The 16,760-nt window shown below is 59.9% G+C and carries 11 protein-coding genes; 8 read left to right on the forward strand and 3 right to left on the reverse strand.

Annotated features, from left to right (window positions below; translation table 11 throughout):
• Positions 1–268, reverse strand: a 268-nt coding sequence (locus GY725_07245) for an enoyl-CoA hydratase/isomerase family protein (GenBank protein MCP4003974.1), incomplete at its 3' end; no start/stop codon positions are given.
• Positions 269–359: 91 nt separating this feature from the next.
• Between GY725_07245 and GY725_07250 the strand changes: the two genes are divergently transcribed.
• From GY725_07250 to GY725_07280, 7 genes are all read left to right on the forward strand, one after another.
• Positions 360–986 carry a TetR/AcrR family transcriptional regulator gene (locus GY725_07250; protein ID MCP4003975.1) on the forward strand — a complete coding sequence of 209 codons (627 nt, stop codon included), beginning with the start codon at positions 360–362 and terminating at the stop codon, positions 984–986.
• 82 nt (positions 987–1,068) lie between these two features.
• A complete protein-coding gene (locus tag GY725_07255; GenBank protein MCP4003976.1) occupies positions 1,069–2,226 on the forward strand; it encodes a flavin-dependent monooxygenase in 1,158 nt (385 codons plus the stop codon).
• Between the two features lie 156 nt (positions 2,227–2,382).
• Entirely contained in the window at positions 2,383–3,636 is a 1,254-nt protein-coding gene (locus GY725_07260) for an asparagine synthetase B family protein (GenBank protein ID MCP4003977.1), read from the forward strand.
• Between the two features lie 16 nt (positions 3,637–3,652).
• The gene (locus GY725_07265; protein ID MCP4003978.1) at positions 3,653–4,582 is read left to right on the forward strand and encodes a radical SAM protein; all 930 of its coding nucleotides are present in this window, start codon (positions 3,653–3,655) and stop codon (positions 4,580–4,582) included.
• Positions 4,583–4,609: 27 nt separating this feature from the next.
• On the forward strand, positions 4,610–6,103 hold the full coding sequence (locus tag GY725_07270; protein ID MCP4003979.1) for a hypothetical protein: 1,494 nt from the start codon (positions 4,610–4,612) through the stop codon (positions 6,101–6,103).
• Between the two features lie 125 nt (positions 6,104–6,228).
• Positions 6,229–7,467: a hypothetical protein gene (locus GY725_07275; protein MCP4003980.1), complete on the forward strand. Its 1,239-nt coding sequence runs from the start codon at positions 6,229–6,231 to the stop codon at positions 7,465–7,467.
• 106 nt (positions 7,468–7,573) lie between these two features.
• Entirely contained in the window at positions 7,574–9,178 is a 1,605-nt protein-coding gene (locus tag GY725_07280; protein MCP4003981.1) for a CRTAC1 family protein, read from the forward strand.
• A 40-nt stretch (positions 9,179–9,218) separates the two neighbouring features.
• Here the strand turns inward: GY725_07280 and GY725_07285 are convergent, their stop codons facing one another.
• Together GY725_07285 and GY725_07290 are read right to left on the reverse strand one after the other, a co-directional pair.
• Entirely contained in the window at positions 9,219–11,858 is a 2,640-nt protein-coding gene (locus GY725_07285) for a tetratricopeptide repeat protein (GenBank protein MCP4003982.1), read from the reverse strand.
• 1 nt (position 11,859) lies between these two features.
• Positions 11,860–13,947 (reverse strand): hypothetical protein, encoded by a 2,088-nt coding sequence (locus GY725_07290; protein ID MCP4003983.1) that lies wholly within the window; start codon positions 13,945–13,947, stop codon positions 11,860–11,862.
• Positions 13,948–14,330: 383 nt separating this feature from the next.
• Here GY725_07290 and GY725_07295 point away from each other — a divergent pair.
• A partial coding sequence (locus GY725_07295; GenBank protein MCP4003984.1) for a tetratricopeptide repeat protein occupies positions 14,331–16,760 on the forward strand: 2,430 nt, incomplete at its 3' end.

The following is a 16,760-nucleotide window of genomic DNA, read 5'->3' on the forward strand; positions in this document are numbered from 1 at the left end:
GCAGGTTTTCGAGTTTTTCCAGATCGTCGAGCGACGGGAACCAGTCGAAGTCACCACCGGCGCTGAATGCGCGTCCGCGGCCGGTCAGTAGTACCGCGCGCGCGCGAGTTTCGCGCTTGAGCTCGCGGAAGACGCGCGTGAGCTCGTCGTGCAGGAGCGCGTCGACCGCATTGAGATCGCTGCTCGGGTGATCGATCGCAATGCGCAATACATCACCAACTCGATCGAAGTGCAGGGCGCGATAACCCTCGTAGTCGTGGGCCGTCATGGGCGCTACTCGCTCCTTTGCGTGAGCCCCTCTTCTAGAGCAATGCTCCAGTCTTGTAAAACAGTCTCTGATCTCAAGTATGATTCCCACCGTGACGTCCCAAGACATGGTCAGTGCAAAGGCACGCCGCACCTACGAAAACCTGGTCCAGGCCACGAGTGCGGAAATCGCTGCCAGCGGTTCTTTCAGTGCGGAGCGCGTGGCGAAACGGGCCGGAACCTCGCCCGCTACTTTCTACTCGTACTTCGCCTCCAAGGACGCCGCACTCGCCGCGGCCTTTTCCTCGGTTCTCGACCGACTGGTCGCCTGGATCGATCAAACCCTCAGCATCGAGAGCCTGCTCGAAAAAAGCACCCGCGAGTTTTGTCGCGAGTTCGTGGTGCAGGCCACCGACTTCTTTACGCGCGAATCCCTGGTGTTTCGCTGCGCGCTCGCGCGCCTGCCCGAGTACCGCGCGTTGCGAGACGCCTATCGCGAACACGAGTCCCAGGCCTTCCAGCGTTATGAACGCTTCATCGCCCTGGCCCAGAACGCCGGGAAGGTGCGCCCCGGCGACCCGAAACAGATGGCCCGTGCGCTCCTGGTCCTCACCCAGGGGCTCAACAATCCCCTGGCCCTCGGGCTCGGAGCCGACGATCCGCTCCTGCGCGAACTGGCCGATGCGCTCTTCGCGCTACTGGCGCCGAGCGGCTCGGGCGGGGAGAGGATTTCTGAGTAAATCATCCAGTTTTGTGATAATTACTGGAGTTCGACTCTGAAAATCTGTCTATAAATCGCCACATGGCCTGGAAAGAGCATCGATGAGCTTTTCGACCCTCGAGACTGTCCGCGAGATGAGCGCTGCAATCCGCCTCCGGGGCGATGAAATCGAGCGGGCCCGCCAGGTACCGGCCGACATCGTGGGCGATCTGCGCCAGAACGGGATCTTTCGACTCTGCATCCCGAAAGCTCTCGGAGGCGCCGAGGCGCACGCGCTGGAGACACTCCAGGTCATCGAGGAAATCGCCCGCGCCGATGGCTCGACCGCGTGGGTCGTGATGGTCGGCTCCACAACGGCCTTGCTATCGGGCTATCTCGACGACGGCTGGTCGAAGCAGATCTACGGCAGCGACCCGCGTGTGATCACGGCCGGTGTTACCGCGCCCAACGGGCGGGCGCGCCGGGTCGAAGGGGGCATCGAAGTAACCGGTCAATGGCAGTGGGGAAGCGGTTGCCATCACGCCGACTGGTTGATTGGCGCGTCCCTGTTGGTCGATGACGATGGAGAGATCGTGCTCGATGAAAACGGCGCCCCGTATCACTTCTTGCCCTTCCTATCCGCCGATCAGGTCGAGATCCTCGACACCTGGTATGTGCACGGCATGGCGGGCTCGGGCAGTACCGACTTCAAGGTCGAGAAGGCGTTTGTTCCGGAGGGGCGCTGGTTGCGCTTCGGTGTCAGCCAGCCGCGATTGAAGGGTCTGTACCAGTTTCCGCTTCTAGGCTTCCTCGGACTCGGTGTGTGTTCGATCTCGCTTGGACTCGCACGTCGCGCGATCGATGAACTGGTTTCCCTGGCGAGTCAGAAAGTGCCGGTCGCCAGCACGCGAACGCTACGTGAGCGCGCCTATGTGCAGTCCTCCGTAGCCGAAGCGGAAGCAGCGGTTCGCTCCGCGCGTGCGCTGCTACGCGAGGCGGTCGAGTCGGCCTGGGATGCCGCGTCGACGGGTGATCCGCTCACCGTCGATCACCGACTCCTTCTGCGCCTGGCCACCACCAATGCTTCCCGCCAATCCGCCCGCGCCGTGGATCTGATGTACAACGCCGCCGGTGGCAGTTCGGTCTACGAAAGCTGCCCGCTGGGCCGCATCTTCCGCGACATGCACGTGGCCACACAGCACATCATGGTGGGCCCCCCGACCTATGAGCTGGCGGGTCGGGTTTTCCTCGGCCTGCCGACCGATACGAGCATGCTCTAGCTCAGCGCTGGCACCGGAGTCCAGCGACGAGAGGCAGCCCGATCGGTCCGTGCTAGATTCTTCTCACCAAGAGAATCGAGGTTTAGCGTGGTACAGACAGAACCTATTCGCGAGGTCTTTGACCTCACCGATCCCTCTCTCAACGTGATCTTCGGAATGTCCCAGGAAGAGGCGCGTCAGCGTGTCGAGAGCGGCGACGTGCAACGCGTACGAGAGATCGACGGCCACTTCGCTCTGGTCGCCCAGCGAGGCGAAATCGTGCGAATGGCCCGTTCTCTACAGCTTCCCATGCGCTACTTCATCGTGAAGCAGGCCGAGGGCCCCGCTCTGCTGGTGGCGGATCGCATTGACGCCATCAAGGGCTGGCTGGATGAGCGCGGATTCGGAGATCAGTTTCATCCCAGCTACACGCGGATGGTCCCCGCTCACTACATCACCGAGATCGCCCTGGTGGGTTGTCCGGATCCCAATCCGATTCACAACCGCTTCTTCAATCCGGAGCGGGAAGTGCTGGCGCCCGATCTGGATCAGATCGGTGAGAAGTACATCGGCACGTTGGCGAATGAGATCGGAAAATGGCTGCACGCACTCCCGCAAGACGAACCGATCGGGGTTTCGTTCTCGGGTGGCATCGATAGCGGCTCTGTTTTTCTGGTGCTCTACCACCTGCTCTCCAGTTCTGGAATGAACCCTGCTCGTTTGAAAGCCTTTACGTTGAGCGTCGATGGGGCGGGTGAAGATCTGGAACAGGCGAGGCGGTTTCTCGCACAACTCGACCTGCAACTCTTTCACGAGCCCATCGAAGTTCCCAATAGCTATGTCGATCTGGATCAGACGATTCGCATTCTCGAGGACTACAAACCCCTCGATGTCCAGTCCGGCGCCATGGCTCTGGCTCTGTGTCGCGGTATCCGCGAACGATATCCCGATTGGCGACAGCTTGTGGATGGAGATGGAGGCGATGAGAACCTCAAGGACTATCCGATCGAGGAGAATCCAGAGCTGACCATCCGCAGCGTGCTCAATAATCTCATGCTCTACCACGAAGGTTGGGGCGTCGATTCAATCAAGCACTCCCTGACCTATTCCGGCGGACTGAGCCGCGGATGCACGCGTGGTTATGCTCCGGCCCGCTGTTTCGGTTTCACCGGCTTCAGTCCATTCACGCTGCCCAATGTCGTCGAGGTTTCCGAAGGCATCCCCTTCATCGAACTCACCGACTGGGATCACGAGAAGCTCTATCAACTGAAGGGCGAGATCGTATCGCGAGGTGTGCGTGCGCTTACCGGGTTGGAGATGCCGGTCTTCGAGAAGCGTCGTTTCCAGCACGGCGTCGCTCGCGACAGCGTGATCAAGGATCGATTTCCAGAAGATCCGGCCGTGTATCGCAGTGTCTTCCAATCGATCTAGACGATCCTGAAGCCAGGTGCTGCCTCCGCTCACGAGCCGAGCGATCGTTTCTGCTCGTGGTCCGCGCCTGTCCGTCGACCCCGAGAGGCCGGGCGGCTTCTTCGTCGAGAAAGAACTGACGGCCGATCGCGAACTAGTCGACGTCGCGACCATTCTGCTCACCAATCGGGAATGCCCGTTTCGCTGCCTGGTCTGTGATCTCTGGAAGCACACCACCGAGAAACGGGTGGCCGCAGGAGCCGTGACCCGACAGATCCAATGGGCGCTGGATCGACTTCCCGCGACGTCCCACCTCAAACTGTACAACGCGGGCAGTTTCTTCGATGTGCAGGCCGTATCGCGACAGGATCGTGAGGAGATCGCCGGTCTCGTCGGTCGAAAGAAGACACTCGTTGTGGAGTGCCATCCCAAGCTGGTGAATTCAGATTGCATCGAGTTCGCCCAGTCCATCGCACCCGCGGAACTCCAGGTAGCCATGGGACTCGAGACCGTAGATCCCGACGTCCTGTCTCGTCTCAACAAGGGCATGACTCTGGAGGACTTCGAAGCCGCGACACGCCTGCTCCTCGATGGCGGCGTTGCCGTTCGCGCCTTTATTCTCCTGGGAGCCCCCGGTCATTTTGGAACAGAGAGCGTGCTCTGGGCGAAACGTTCCGTGGATTACGCCCAGTCGCTGGGCGTTGAATCTTGCGTGGTGATTCCAGTTCGATCGGGAAACGGAATCGTGAACCAGCTCGAACGAGAAGGATTCTTCGTGCGGCCTACACTCGAGCAGTTGGAGGAAGTCGTGGTTTCCGGAATCCAAAACGGACGCGGGCGAGTCCTCGCGGATCTCTGGGATATCGAATCGCTCGCAGAGGGCGAGGAACGGGGTGCGGCGCGAGTCGAGGCTCTCCGACACATGAACCTGACTCAGCAAGTGAGTCCTTCTTCGAGTCGCGGATAGAACCCCTTTATCGGAAAGGACAACCCGATGGGAGCAACGGCCGACGTACTGATCATCGGAGCGGGTTTCGGCGGATCTCTGATGGCTCTGTTGACTCAGCGCATCGGGATGAAGCCCATTCTGATCGAACGAGACTCGCACCCGCGCTTCGCGATCGGCGAATCCTCAACCCCTCAAGGTGATCTCGTTCTGAGCGAACTCGCGCGACGTTATGAGTTGCCCCGTATCGCACCACTCAGCAAGTACGGTTCCTGGCGCCGCAGCTATCCCGATCTGGTCTGCGGTCTCAAGCGCGGTTTCAGCTATTTTCATCACGTCGCGGGAGAAGAGTTCGCGCCGCGCGAGGATCATTCCAACGAACTCCTGGTCGCCGCGAGCCCCGATGACGAGAGTGCCGATACACACTGGCTTCGCTCAGAATTCGATGCGTTTTTGGTCGACGAAGTCTGTGACGCCGGCATTCCGTACTTCGATCGCACTCTGATCACGAAAATCGAGGAGGGCGATCGTTGGTACCTGGAGGGCCGGCGGGACGATCAGCGCATCGAACTGAGAGCTCCCTTCGTCATCGATGCCAGCGGCGATGGCAATGTCCTGGCGGCTGCACTCGGGATCGAAGACGACCTGAGTTCGATTCACACCCGATCTCGAAGTCTCTATGGGCATTTCACAGGCGTGACTCCCTGGGAGGAGGTCTACCGGGCGGCGGGTGGTCGCTGCGAGGATCACCCCTTTCCCTCGCACGCTGCCGCGTTGCACCAGATTTTCGACGGTGGTTGGATGTACGCGTTGCGCTTTGACAATGGCGTCACCAGCGCCGGCTTCGTGCTGGAGGACGGCCGCCATCCGTTGAATCCAGCCAGGTCGCCCGATTCGGAATGGTCTGAACTCCTGCGCCGCTTCCCCTCGATCGCAAAACAGTTCCAGTCGGCGCGACCTCTCACGCCGCTCACCCGTACGGGACGCATGCAACGCCGGCGGAACCGGGTCGCGGGTGCAAACTGGGCTATGTTGCCCCACGCCGCCTGTTTTCTGGACCCTCTGCACAGCTCCGGTAATGCGTTGACGCTCACTGGCATCGATCGGCTCGTGGGCGCGCTAGAGACTGAAGGTTCCGCGCGAAGCGAAGCCCTGTCCGCCTACGAGATGGCTCTCTTTCGCGATATCGCACACCTCGATCGGATCATCCACGGTGGCTATGTGGCATTCGGCCACTTCGAAATGATGGCGACCTATTCGATGCTCTATTTCGCCGGTGCCCACTACAGCGAACATCTGCGGCGCCGATATCCTACGGAAATGGGGCTCGGGTTTTTGAACAGTCACGATAATAAATTTTTTCAAGATGCAGGTACGGCCCATCGCCTTGTCTGTGACCTGGCTGCGCACCCGGAGCCTTCCGAAAAAGGGATTCTCGAAGCGAAACAGTTTATCTCCGGAGCCATTGAGCCTTACAATCTGGCTGGTCTGTGTGATGCGAACAAACGCAACATGTATTCCTGTCTGCAGGAAGACGCGTAGATTCCTCATGGACACCTCGCTATAAGCGAGGGCTCCCTGGGCTCGGCGCACCCGCGGTAAGCCTGTCTCAAGGTCGGGATCGTGTGCAGGAGCATTTCCTGCAAGTCAATATTTTGGAGTCGGATATGCGGCGCAAGAAAAGTGCATTGAGTCAGATCGTCCTGGGGGCGTTCCGCGGAATCGGACTGGTCATCGCGATGGCCCTCGTGCTTCCCGCGGGTATCGCCGCTGGAGACGATACCCGCGTGGAAGCGGAGGACGATTGGGATAGCGAGGACGAAGACGAGGGCCGGGGGCGCTCCTTCTTCTACAAAGAACTCGTCCTCTCGGGATTCTATTCGCGCGAAGGCGTTACCATGATCCCGATGGATGATATGGGCGAGGATCACTTCGAACTCTCGCATCGACCGCCACACAATTACATCGGAGTGGACTACGTCGGCACGTTTACCGACTCTTCGCCACTTCGGAAACTGTTTCCGGACTGGTTGCCTCTGACGGCCGTCGACTTTCATCCTCGCCTGGTCTTCGATCGCATAGAGGTAGACAACGGCCTGCGTCGAATTGAATTTGCACCCCAGGATTTCTGGATCCGCTTCAATCCCGGCAAGATAGACCGACTCAGTTTGCGCATCGGACAGTTCGTCATTCCCTACGGAGTCAATCCGATTCAGGCACCGCGCCAGCGCTTCATCTTGCCCATCGAAGCCACCGACCTGGGGATGAAATGGGATTGGGGCATCGATCTCAAGGGGCCGCTTGGCGAGTACGACTGGCAGATCGCGGCCACCATCGGTTCGGGCGAAGCGATCCACTCCTCTCATCTCTTCAGTTCTTCTGAGCGAGAGAGTTATCTGTTCAGTGGACGCCTGGGCACTCCTACCTATTGGGATTTCCAGTACGGAGTTTCTTTTGCATACGGCGATCTGCCGACGGTCCGCGGGCCGCGCCTGTTCAGCGACAACGCTTCGATTTCGCGCTGGCGACTGGCCCTGGATGGTTTCTACAAGTACGGCACCTACCTGATGTGCGGCGCTCAGTTGACCTACGGAGAGGACGGCTTTGCCGGTGACGAGAAACACGTCATGGTCACCATGGGAAAGCAAGCCACCGTCGTCGGTTACCGAGTGTGGGCCGATTGGGTGGTGCCGAATTTCCAGGATATCCGTCTTGCGGCACAGTTCGAATCAGTGATTCGCGACACGGCCACGAAGGACGCAGACGATACGGCGGCAATCATTGGCGTGAATTATTCGCTTACGACATCCGTCAGTCTGCAACTGAACTACCGAAAAGAATACAGCAACACCATGGGGATGGAGAACGATGCGTTCTACTTCACGTTCGTATACTACTCGCGATAGCCGGGGTGAGCGGCGCCGGGCGCTTTTCTCGTTGCAGCCGAGGCACGCCGCAATTCTCATTTCCGTTTCGATGGCTCTGCTGGCAGGGTGGCCCGTCGGGAGCGCAATGGCGGAAGACTCCGCGGCGATCTCGTTCACCGACGTGTCCGGACCTTCGGGACTCCGGTTTCGCCACACCTTTGGTGCGGACAAACTCGAAAACGTCCTCATGACCACGGGTAGTGGCGTAGCGCTGTTCGACTACGACAATGACGGATGGCTGGACGCTTTCCTGGTCAATAGCACGGCCCTCGACGATCAAGGCAAGCCCGAGGCCGACAGTACGACTCACCACGCGCTCTTTCACAACGAAGGCGACGGAACCTTCAAGGATGTGACCGCGGCAGCGGGGTTGAGCGAGATCACCTACGGGCAGGGCGTCGCCTGTGCTGACTTCGATGGCGACGGATTCACGGATTTCTACCTGACCAACTACGGTCCCAATCGACTCTTTCGCAACAAGGGCGATGGAACCTTCGAGGACGTTACGGAGAAATCGGGAACGGGTGACGCACGCTGGGGGGCCGGTGCCGCATTTTTCGACTACGACGGCGATCTCGACCTGGATCTCTTCGTGACCAACTACGTGAAGTTCCGACCCCGGTCCGAGGGAACTCACTCGTCCTCACTTTCCAAGCGCATGGGCTTCCGCTTCTTTCCCGGTCCCCGGGATTACGAACCGGAAATGGACATCGTCTACCGCAACAACGGTGACGGAACCTTTACCGATGTCAGCAAGGAAGTGGGGCTGGACCCCGGGGGCAAGGGGTTGAACATCGCGATCTCGGATTTTGACGGGGATGGTGACCAGGATGTCTTCGTGGCCAATGATGCCACGCCGAATTTCATGTACCAGAACGATGCTGGAAAGTTCACCGAGATCGGGATGGAATCGGGCACCGCTTTCGATCCTGACGGTGTCGAAACTGCCGCCATGGGCGTCGATGTCGCCGACCTCAACGGCGACGGGCGCCAAGATCTCTACGTCACGAACATGCTCTTTGAGTTCAACAATATGTATCAGAATCAGGGAGATCTTCAGTTCGAGGACGTCACGCGGTCCATGCAGTTGGACAAAGACAATTACCGGCATGTGGGCTGGGCGACTCGCTTCGCAGATTTCAACCACGACGGGCATCTGGACTGCTTTGTCGGGAACGGACACGTCGTGGACTACATCGAAGGCTTTTCCCAGAGCGTGACCTACGGTCAGCAGAACATGCTCTTCATGGGGCAGGCCGACGGGCGCTTTGTCGACGTCGCAGATCAGGCCGGCAAGGCGTTTCAGCGCATGCGTGTAACTCGAGGTGCGGCTTTTGGTGATATCGACAACGACGGTGATATCGACATCCTGACGCTGAATTCAGGTGGGCGTTCCGAGCTATTGCGCAATGACCTGCCAGCAAATGACCGCTGGTTGAAGATCCGCTTCGAGGGCAAGGCCCCGAATACTCACGCGATCGGTGCCAAGGTTCGCGTGAAACTCGGCGATCGCAGCATCGCCTCGGAGGTGCGCTTCGCCAGTAGTTATCTGAGCAGCAGTGATCCCACGATGCACCTGGGGCTTCCCGCTGGAATCGACAAGGGCGAAGTCGAGGTCATCTGGCCGTCGGGCAAGCGCTCGACTCAGGAAGTCAGCGCGGCGACCCTGACGATCGTCCGGGAGCCATGATCGTCCGGGAACCCTGACGATCGTCGTCGGTGAGCGCCGATCAGGAGCGCTTTTGAAGCGCGGCTCTCTCCTGGTCCACGCAGGGAAAGAGTCGTTCGAGATCGGGATCTTCAGCGACTGTGCGAAGGCCTTTCAGGCAGCCCGCAAAGAGCCTGCGTTCCGCGGCCTTGCGCCTGGCGATCCGCATATCGTCTGAACGCGTGTCGCCTTCTCCCAGGACTCCCCGCACCGGGCGATCCGCTTCCATGGAACCTACCGCTCGCACAACCAACTCCACCGCGCGATCGGCATTGCCCTCTTTCCAGGCGAGGTAGCCGCTCAGATACAGGGCCGAAGTGGCTTTGGGGTTCATGCGATAGGCCGATTCCAGCAAGGACCTGGCTTCATCCAACTCGCCTTGCGCCAGCGTCGCTTCACCCAGAAGTATGAGAGGCTTGCTTTCCTCTCGATTCAACCCGTGAGCGCTCTGGAAGGCCGATACCGCGGCGTTCAGATCGAAGAGATGTTCCGCCTCGGGAAGGGTGTGCAGGATCCCCAACTGAACCCATGCGCGGGAGCTTGCGGAGTTCAATTCGATCAAGCGGCGCCAGCTCTCGACTGCTTCGGCATAGCGATCGAGTTCCAGCAGGCTGTTTCCCCGGTAGTAGAGTGCATCCTCGTGGCTCGGGTCCAGTTCGGTCATTTCAGTATAGACGGCGATGGCCTTTTTCCATTGGCTCTCGCCGAACAGGCGCTGCGCCTCCGCGTTCAACTTCCAGAACTTTCGTCTTTCCTCGCGCGTCAGCTTCGAGGAGACGTCGGCGACCAGAGCGTGTTCCGACATGTCGGAGGTGCGGAGAGTCTTCGTCGTGCTCGCCGATTCCTGACTTCCTTTGGCGGGCACTCTCGCCACGTGGGGCTCCTTGGACTCTTCCAGATTCCAGAGGCGATTGGTTTCCAGGCCTTTCCAGACTTCGCGTTTGCCGCCGGGCCAGATGATTTCGACGCTCTCGATTTCTGCGGCCTCACCCAATCCGATCAGGACATCGAGATCGTTCTGGGAAAGATAGGAAGGTCCCGCTCCCACTTCGCGAATCAGGCTGCGGCCACCGGCACGAACGTGGATCTTCGCGCCCAGTCCGGATGGATGGCCCGTGTGTGCGCGAACCCTGAAGCCGATCCAATCGCCCGAGGGCGAGTCGTTTCGCAAGAGACGCGCTCTACCTCCATGACGCGAGATCAAGACATCCGCATCGCCGTCGCCGTCATAGTCGGCGAAAGCGACGCCGCGACCGCTTCCGGGCGGGTCGGTGCGGATGCCCGCTTCTGCGCCGACTTCAAAGAAGCCTTCTTTCGGGCCCTTGTTCCAGAACATCTGCGGATTCATCGGGATCAGCAGGGTCGGATCTTTTCGCTGCTGAAACGTGCTGCCATTGGCGACCACGAGGTCCAGCCAGCCGTCGTTATTGAGATCCACCATGGCGGTACCCCAACCGATCAGGTCCAGCGCAATCTGGCCGAGCCCAACGCGATCGGCATCGTCGCCAAACTGCAGCCTCGAGGGTTCTCCGTCCTGAGCGAGATCGGAGCTGAGATTCGAGTACAGGGCGTTTTCCTGGGCGATCCAATGGGTGACGAACATATCCATGTCCGCATCCCCGTCCCAATCGCCGATGGCGATTCCCATGGAACCCCGGTAGTCCGCCACCAACGCGTCGTAGCTGATGTTCTTGAAAGTCCCGTCGCCGAGGTTCCGGAACATCATATTGTCCGAGACATCGTTGGTGATGTAGAGGTCGGGCAAGCCGTCGGTATCGAAATCCGCCCAACCCGCTGCCAGGCTGCGACCTTCTTTGCCCAGCACGCCCGCCTCTTCGGCGCGCTCCTCGAAAGTTCCGTCGCCCTGATTCACGTAGTAGCGATTGGCGTGGGGCGAATAGGACGAAGGATTGAGCGTGAACGGATACTCGGCCTTGCCGACCCGGGTGCTCGCCGCTCCCGGTTTCTCGGGAATGTATTCGACATAGCCGCAGACATAGAGATCCAGATCCCCATCCAGATCGGTGTCGGCCCAGGAGGCCCCCGCCCAGAAACCTTTACCACTCAGTCCCGCCACGCCCGTTGCGTTGCGAAATGTGCCGTCACCCTGGTTCTGCCAGAGGATGTTCTCTCCCCAGGAGGTCACGAAGATGTCCATGTCCCCGTCGTTGTCGTAGTCCGCGAAGCTGGCTCCCATTCCCCGGTGAGCCGTACCTACACCCGAGGAATCCGTAATGTCTTCGAACGTGCCGTCGCCCTTGTTCCGAAAGAGTCGGTCCGTGGCCGGTGACTTCGCCATCTCTTCATCGGAGGCGTCGAGGGGAGCTGCGAAGTTCACCAGAAAGATATCGGGCAGCCCATCGCCATCTACATCCCCCCAGGCTCCACCGGATCCCATGTCTTCGGGGATCTGACTCGTGCGGCGAAACGGAAAATGCTCGAACTTGATCCCGGCCTCGTCGGTAACTTCACTGAACCGCAGCGCGCTCGTGCCCTTTTCCAGCGCTCGGTCCAGACTCCGGGTAATCCCTTCTTCTTCCTCGCCCGCGACGTAGGGAGCGTCGTTGTTTCCCTGCATCCAGATGAGCAGCAGTGTTGCCGCGACGACCGGCAACGAGCAGAAGATCAAGGTTTTCCGAATCAGGCGACTGCGTTGCGACACACTAACTTTCCTCGATGCGGATCGTCTTTTCCCGTATCGACATCTGAATTACGGGCGACGTGATCTCGTTCTCCTCGCCAAACATGAAATTCAGCAGGAACTGGTCCACCTTGCGGTAGTCCAGTGAAGCCTTCACGTGCAGCGTTCCCGGAGAAGCCGGGGTGGCCACCTTGAAGTCTTTGTGAATCTTCCTGTCCTGATCTACGAGTTCCTCTTCTCCGCCTCCCGCAGATGGGCAGGCCATGGAATAGCGCGCGACATCGGTGAAGCCGGGAAAGAGCGCTCGTCGATAGCGAACACCCACCATCTCCCAGAGATTGTGTCGATCGATCAGGTTTCCGTAGCGATCCACCGGTTCGGCCTTGAACATGAAGGCGCCGGGTTTGATGAAGCGCTTCTCGTCGATGGTCCCGCTCGCGAGGACCACTTTGCCCTGGTCGTCGACGACTTCCAACTTGATCCAGGATTGAATGATGTCCAGGGGTCCCGTCGGGAAATCGTGCCCCACCTTATTGGAAGAGATGATCACGCGGATGTCGATGTCGTCCCCGGGTTTCACCGTATCGGGCGATTGGATCTCGATCGAAACGGCGTCACCTGTGGCCCACTTGTCTTCGATCTCCGGGATGGTGCGCTTGCCCTGAAGCCATTCTTCCGTCAAGCGATGGTGTTCTTCCCAGCCTTCGAGGTCCAGGAGTTTCGGAATGAACGAATTGGCGGCGATGAAGCGGTGGTCGCGGTGTTTGCCGTCATCCTTTGTGCGATAGGAATCCAGGTCATCTCCCGAGGCCGGATCATCTGAATCCTGCAACGGCATATGACACTCCCGGCACTCCACCACCTTTTCCGGCTCGTCTTCGGGGTTCCACTTGCTCTTGCGCCAGTTGTCGTACTGATTCTGCAACTGCACCCATCCGACCTTGTTCACCTCTTCGTCGATGAACTGCTTGTGGCACGCCGCACAGTACTCGGGCGTCTTGAACAGGCGCTTGGAGAAGACCTCCAGGTGCTTCTTCGGATAGGCTCGAATCAAGAAATCCGAGATGACCTTTCCGATGGGGCCTCCTTCGACCTCATAGATGTAGCGTTCGGGCTGGAGCATGACGTAGTTCGCGTTGCCTACGAGGTCCGTCTCCCGGATGGCGTGACAGACCAGACACGAGATTCCCTCGTCGTAGCCCAGCACACTGGAAAGATCTTCGGCGAAGATATTCTTGGTTCCCGCGAACAGCGAAGCCGGATCGTGACAGCCTCCGCAGTAGCGGGTGCTCTCGGGGCCGTTCTGCTTGGCCATGACTTCCTGGATGGCTTGAAAGGCGGGATCCATCGAAGCCCAGCGATGCGCGCTCATCTCCCACTCGCGATAGATGCCCTGATGACACCCGGACGTGCCGCAGTTTTCGCTACCCGTCAGCGAGCGATCGTCGTAGGCGCCGCCGGTGGCGGTCGTAGCAAGACTCGGACTGAACGGGCTGCGGCCTTCGCCGTAGCTGTAGTCCGCTGGAAACTCGTTGTTCCATACCACCGGTTGATAGAGCAGCCCCATCAGGCCCAGCACCATGAAGCCCGCAACGGATATCGCCAACGCGCCTTTGACCCAGCGCTTCTCTGCGAGGAAGACGGATCGCGCCTTTTCCGCCTGACCCTTGCGGTCGCGCATGATGAGCAGGACCACGTGTGGGACGAGGAAGGCCAGAATCGCCAGGGTCGTGACGATGTGCACCGTGTCCCAGGCATAGGAGATGCGAACAGTGAAGAGTGCTTGCCAGGTAAGCACTACACCGGAGATGGCGTTCAAGGCGATGGCCGCGAACGCCACATAACCCGTCACCATGTAGTGAGACCAGGTTCGCTTGCGGTACAGGTTCCAGTGGCGCCACTGATAGGCCAGATAGGGGGCCAGGAACACGATGCCCACCGCAGTGTGCAGCAACACGAGCATTTGACTCGCAATGCTGAATGGCGCCAACCAGATCCAGAGACCCGAGAAGGTTTCAAAGCCCAACAAGCCACCTACGAAGATGGACAGGCGCGCGCGCCACTCGTTTTCTCGAGCGCTGCGGGAAGAAATCAGCGTTTCGCTACTCATCATCAGCTCCTGCGTCGATATCTCGCAAAAAAAACATAATAAAGTGTGTGGGTCAGGTACCCGATTCTACGACAAAGCGATTGCAGTCGTCATGGAATCCAAATGTTTTGCTAGACGGATCTGCGATCGCCATGCGGCCCTCTCCCATAACTGGTGGTCACTCGGGCCTTATGGTGGCTCTCCGACGCCTTCTGGGACTTTCCGTCCCGCTTCCGGACGATCCGCTCGTAGGCAGAACGCGCTCGGTCGGTCGCGGGGCTTCAGTTTTTATCGGCACTCATCGGCTAGCCTTGTGTTGCACAGGCATGATACGTCGAGCTGACTTGTCGGTGTGTGTCGGAACACATTTCCACGCGTCACTCGTAAAGCTACTATGCGCAGCCATGAGTCGATCCAATTTCCGGTTTCTGACGTGCATCTTCCTCTTTTTCCTTGTTTCCGGCTGCAAGCCCGCCACGGAATCCCCGGATTCCTCCGAGTTCATCCGCGCGATGAATCGCGGCAAGGCCCATCTCGAAAACAAGGATGCGCCCGGAGCCATTCGGGCCTTTTCGGAAGCCGTGGACCACGCACCGGACTCGGCTCCGGCCCGCCGGAATCTGGCCCGTGCATATCTTCAGGCTCGCGAGATCGAACCCGTGGCCGAAGTCCTGGCGCGGGCCATTGTGCTCGAAGTCGATTCTCCGGCAAATCACTACCTGAGCGGATTGGCCCACGCCCGGCAATCCGAGTTCGATCAGGCCGTTCGCCAATACGAAGAGGCGGTGCGCCTCGATCCAACGACCGCGACGTTGCGTTTCCAGCTGGCCAGCGCCTATCAAGCGGTCGGCGATCACGAGAAAGCCAGCCACCAGTTGAAGGAAACTCTCCGCCTGGATCCGTTCCACACGGCCGCACATTACCGGCTGGCCGGGTACGCCCGTAAGTCGGGTGACCGGAAAGAACTGAAGTACCGCCTGCGCGAGGTCAAGCGGCTGCGCAGCCTGTTCAGTGACAAGAGCCGTTCGGCTGAACTACTGGAACGCTGTCAGTACTCTCTGGCAGAGCCTCCGCTGCGCGCAGCAGGCTCCGAGCGCCATGCCGCGACGCGAGTGCAAGGAGTCCGCTTTCTCGAGGTCACTTCCGAGTGGTTGCCCGGAGAGTCCGAGCGCACGGCTCCCGTGATCGCGGCCTCTTTGCTGCAACTGGGCAAGGACGGCCGCTACACATTGTTTGCGGCCGATCGCGACGGTCAGATCCGTCTGCTCACCAGCGAGAAGAACGGCGCGCTGCGGGACACGACCCTGAAGTCGACTCTTTCCGCGGGAGTTCTCTCCAGCCAGCGCCTGATCAGCCTGCCCGGCAATTTCCACGACAGCGTTCCCGAAGGAACTCCCTACGACCCGGAAATTCACGCGCGCAACGATCTGGTGCTGGTAGGGGATGGCGGTGTGCAGTTGCTGGAACAGACGGCAGCTGGAACACTGGATGACGTCACTTCCCGTGCGGGTCTTTCCGAAGCAAGAGGCACGGCCGTCGAGTGGATGGACTACGACCACGACGGTGACATCGATCTGATCCTGGGCGACGAACGCGGCCTTCAACTCTGGCAGAACGGAGGAGACGGGCAATTCGCGAATGTTTCGGCCGAGGCGGGCATCGACGAGAGCAAGCCGGTACGCGATCTCCAGGCCGCGGACCTCGACAACGACGTCGCCATCGACCTGGTCGTCGCTCGCGGTACGGCGCTCCAGCCCGAAGCCACGCAGATCTTCGAGAATCAACGCACGGGAACGTTTTCTGCGCGGCCAGCTGTTCCGGGACCCTGGCCGGCCTCTGGACGACTGCTGATCGACGACCTCGACAACGATGGAATGCTGGACACGCTCCTGATTGGCGAGAGTGAGGTCCTGATCCTGCCCGGTTCCGGGGCGACGCGCGTGCATCTCGACCTGGGAGGACTGCAACCCCGGGCCGCTGTCCTGCTCGATGTGGACAACAACGGTTGGCTCGATCTTCTGCTGGCCGGAACCGATGCCGGCGCAGCGAAGGGCAGTCGCCTCATGCTCTGGAGCTTTGACGCTTCCGATGGCTGGCGTGAAGTCAGTGATGCAACCGGCCTGGCCGCACTCTCCCTTCCGACGGTGAGTGATCTTCTGGCCGCCGATCTCGATTCAGACGGCGATACCGACCTGACCCTGGTCACCAGTGACGGCCTGCGCCTTTTGCGCAACGACGGTGGAGAGGCCAATGGCCAACTCAAGATCCGCCTGGTCGGAACCAAGACGAACCCCGGTGGTATCGGCACTCGAGTGGAAGTGCGCGCCGGAAAATATTGGGTTGCACGCTCGGTTTCCGCGCTGCCCATCGAAATCGGTCTGGCCGGGAGAACCCAGCTGGACTCCGTGTACACGGTCTGGACCAATGGTGTGGTCGACAACCAGATCCAGATTCCCGCTCCTCCGGACACACTGACGCTCATCGAGAAGCACGTCGCCGCCGGCTCCTGCCCCTATCTTTACGCCTGGAGCGGCAAGACGTTCCGCTTCGTCACCGATCTGCTGGGAAATTCGCCGCTGGGGCTTTCATTGCGACGCGGCCAGGTTCTTTCCGCCGATCCCGAAGAATTGGTCTGGATCGGAGACTCGAAGAGCTTCGTACCTCGCGATGGCCACTACGTCCTGCAGGTCACCGAAGAACTTCGCGAAGTTCTCTACCTGGACGAAGCTCGGCTGATCGCCGTGGATCACGCACCCGACGTCGAGGTGCATCCCACGGATCGCCTGATGCCTCCCCCGTACCCGGCTTCGGAGATCTGGCCGCTGGCCCAGCCC

The sequence above is a fragment of the bacterium genome (genome assembly GCA_024226335.1).
Taxonomy (GTDB): Bacteria; Myxococcota_A; UBA9160; order SZUA-336; family SZUA-336; genus JAAELY01.

What these genes read in the sequence shown, in the direction of transcription:
- GY725_07255 (MCP4003976.1), top strand. Translation starts at nt 1,069, where the DNA reads ATGAGCTTTTCGACCCTCGAGACTGTCCGCGAGATGAGCGCTGCAATC.
- GY725_07260 (MCP4003977.1), top strand. Translation starts at nt 2,383, where the DNA reads ATGTCCCAGGAAGAGGCGCGTCAGCGTGTCGAGAGCGGCGACGTGCAA.
- GY725_07270 (MCP4003979.1), top strand. Translation starts at nt 4,610, where the DNA reads ATGGGAGCAACGGCCGACGTACTGATCATCGGAGCGGGTTTCGGCGGA.
- GY725_07275 (MCP4003980.1), top strand. Translation starts at nt 6,229, where the DNA reads ATGCGGCGCAAGAAAAGTGCATTGAGTCAGATCGTCCTGGGGGCGTTC.
- GY725_07280 (MCP4003981.1), top strand. Translation starts at nt 7,574, where the DNA reads ATGGCGGAAGACTCCGCGGCGATCTCGTTCACCGACGTGTCCGGACCT.
- GY725_07290 (MCP4003983.1), bottom strand. Translation starts at nt 13,947, where the DNA reads ATGAGTAGCGAAACGCTGATTTCTTCCCGCAGCGCTCGAGAAAACGAG.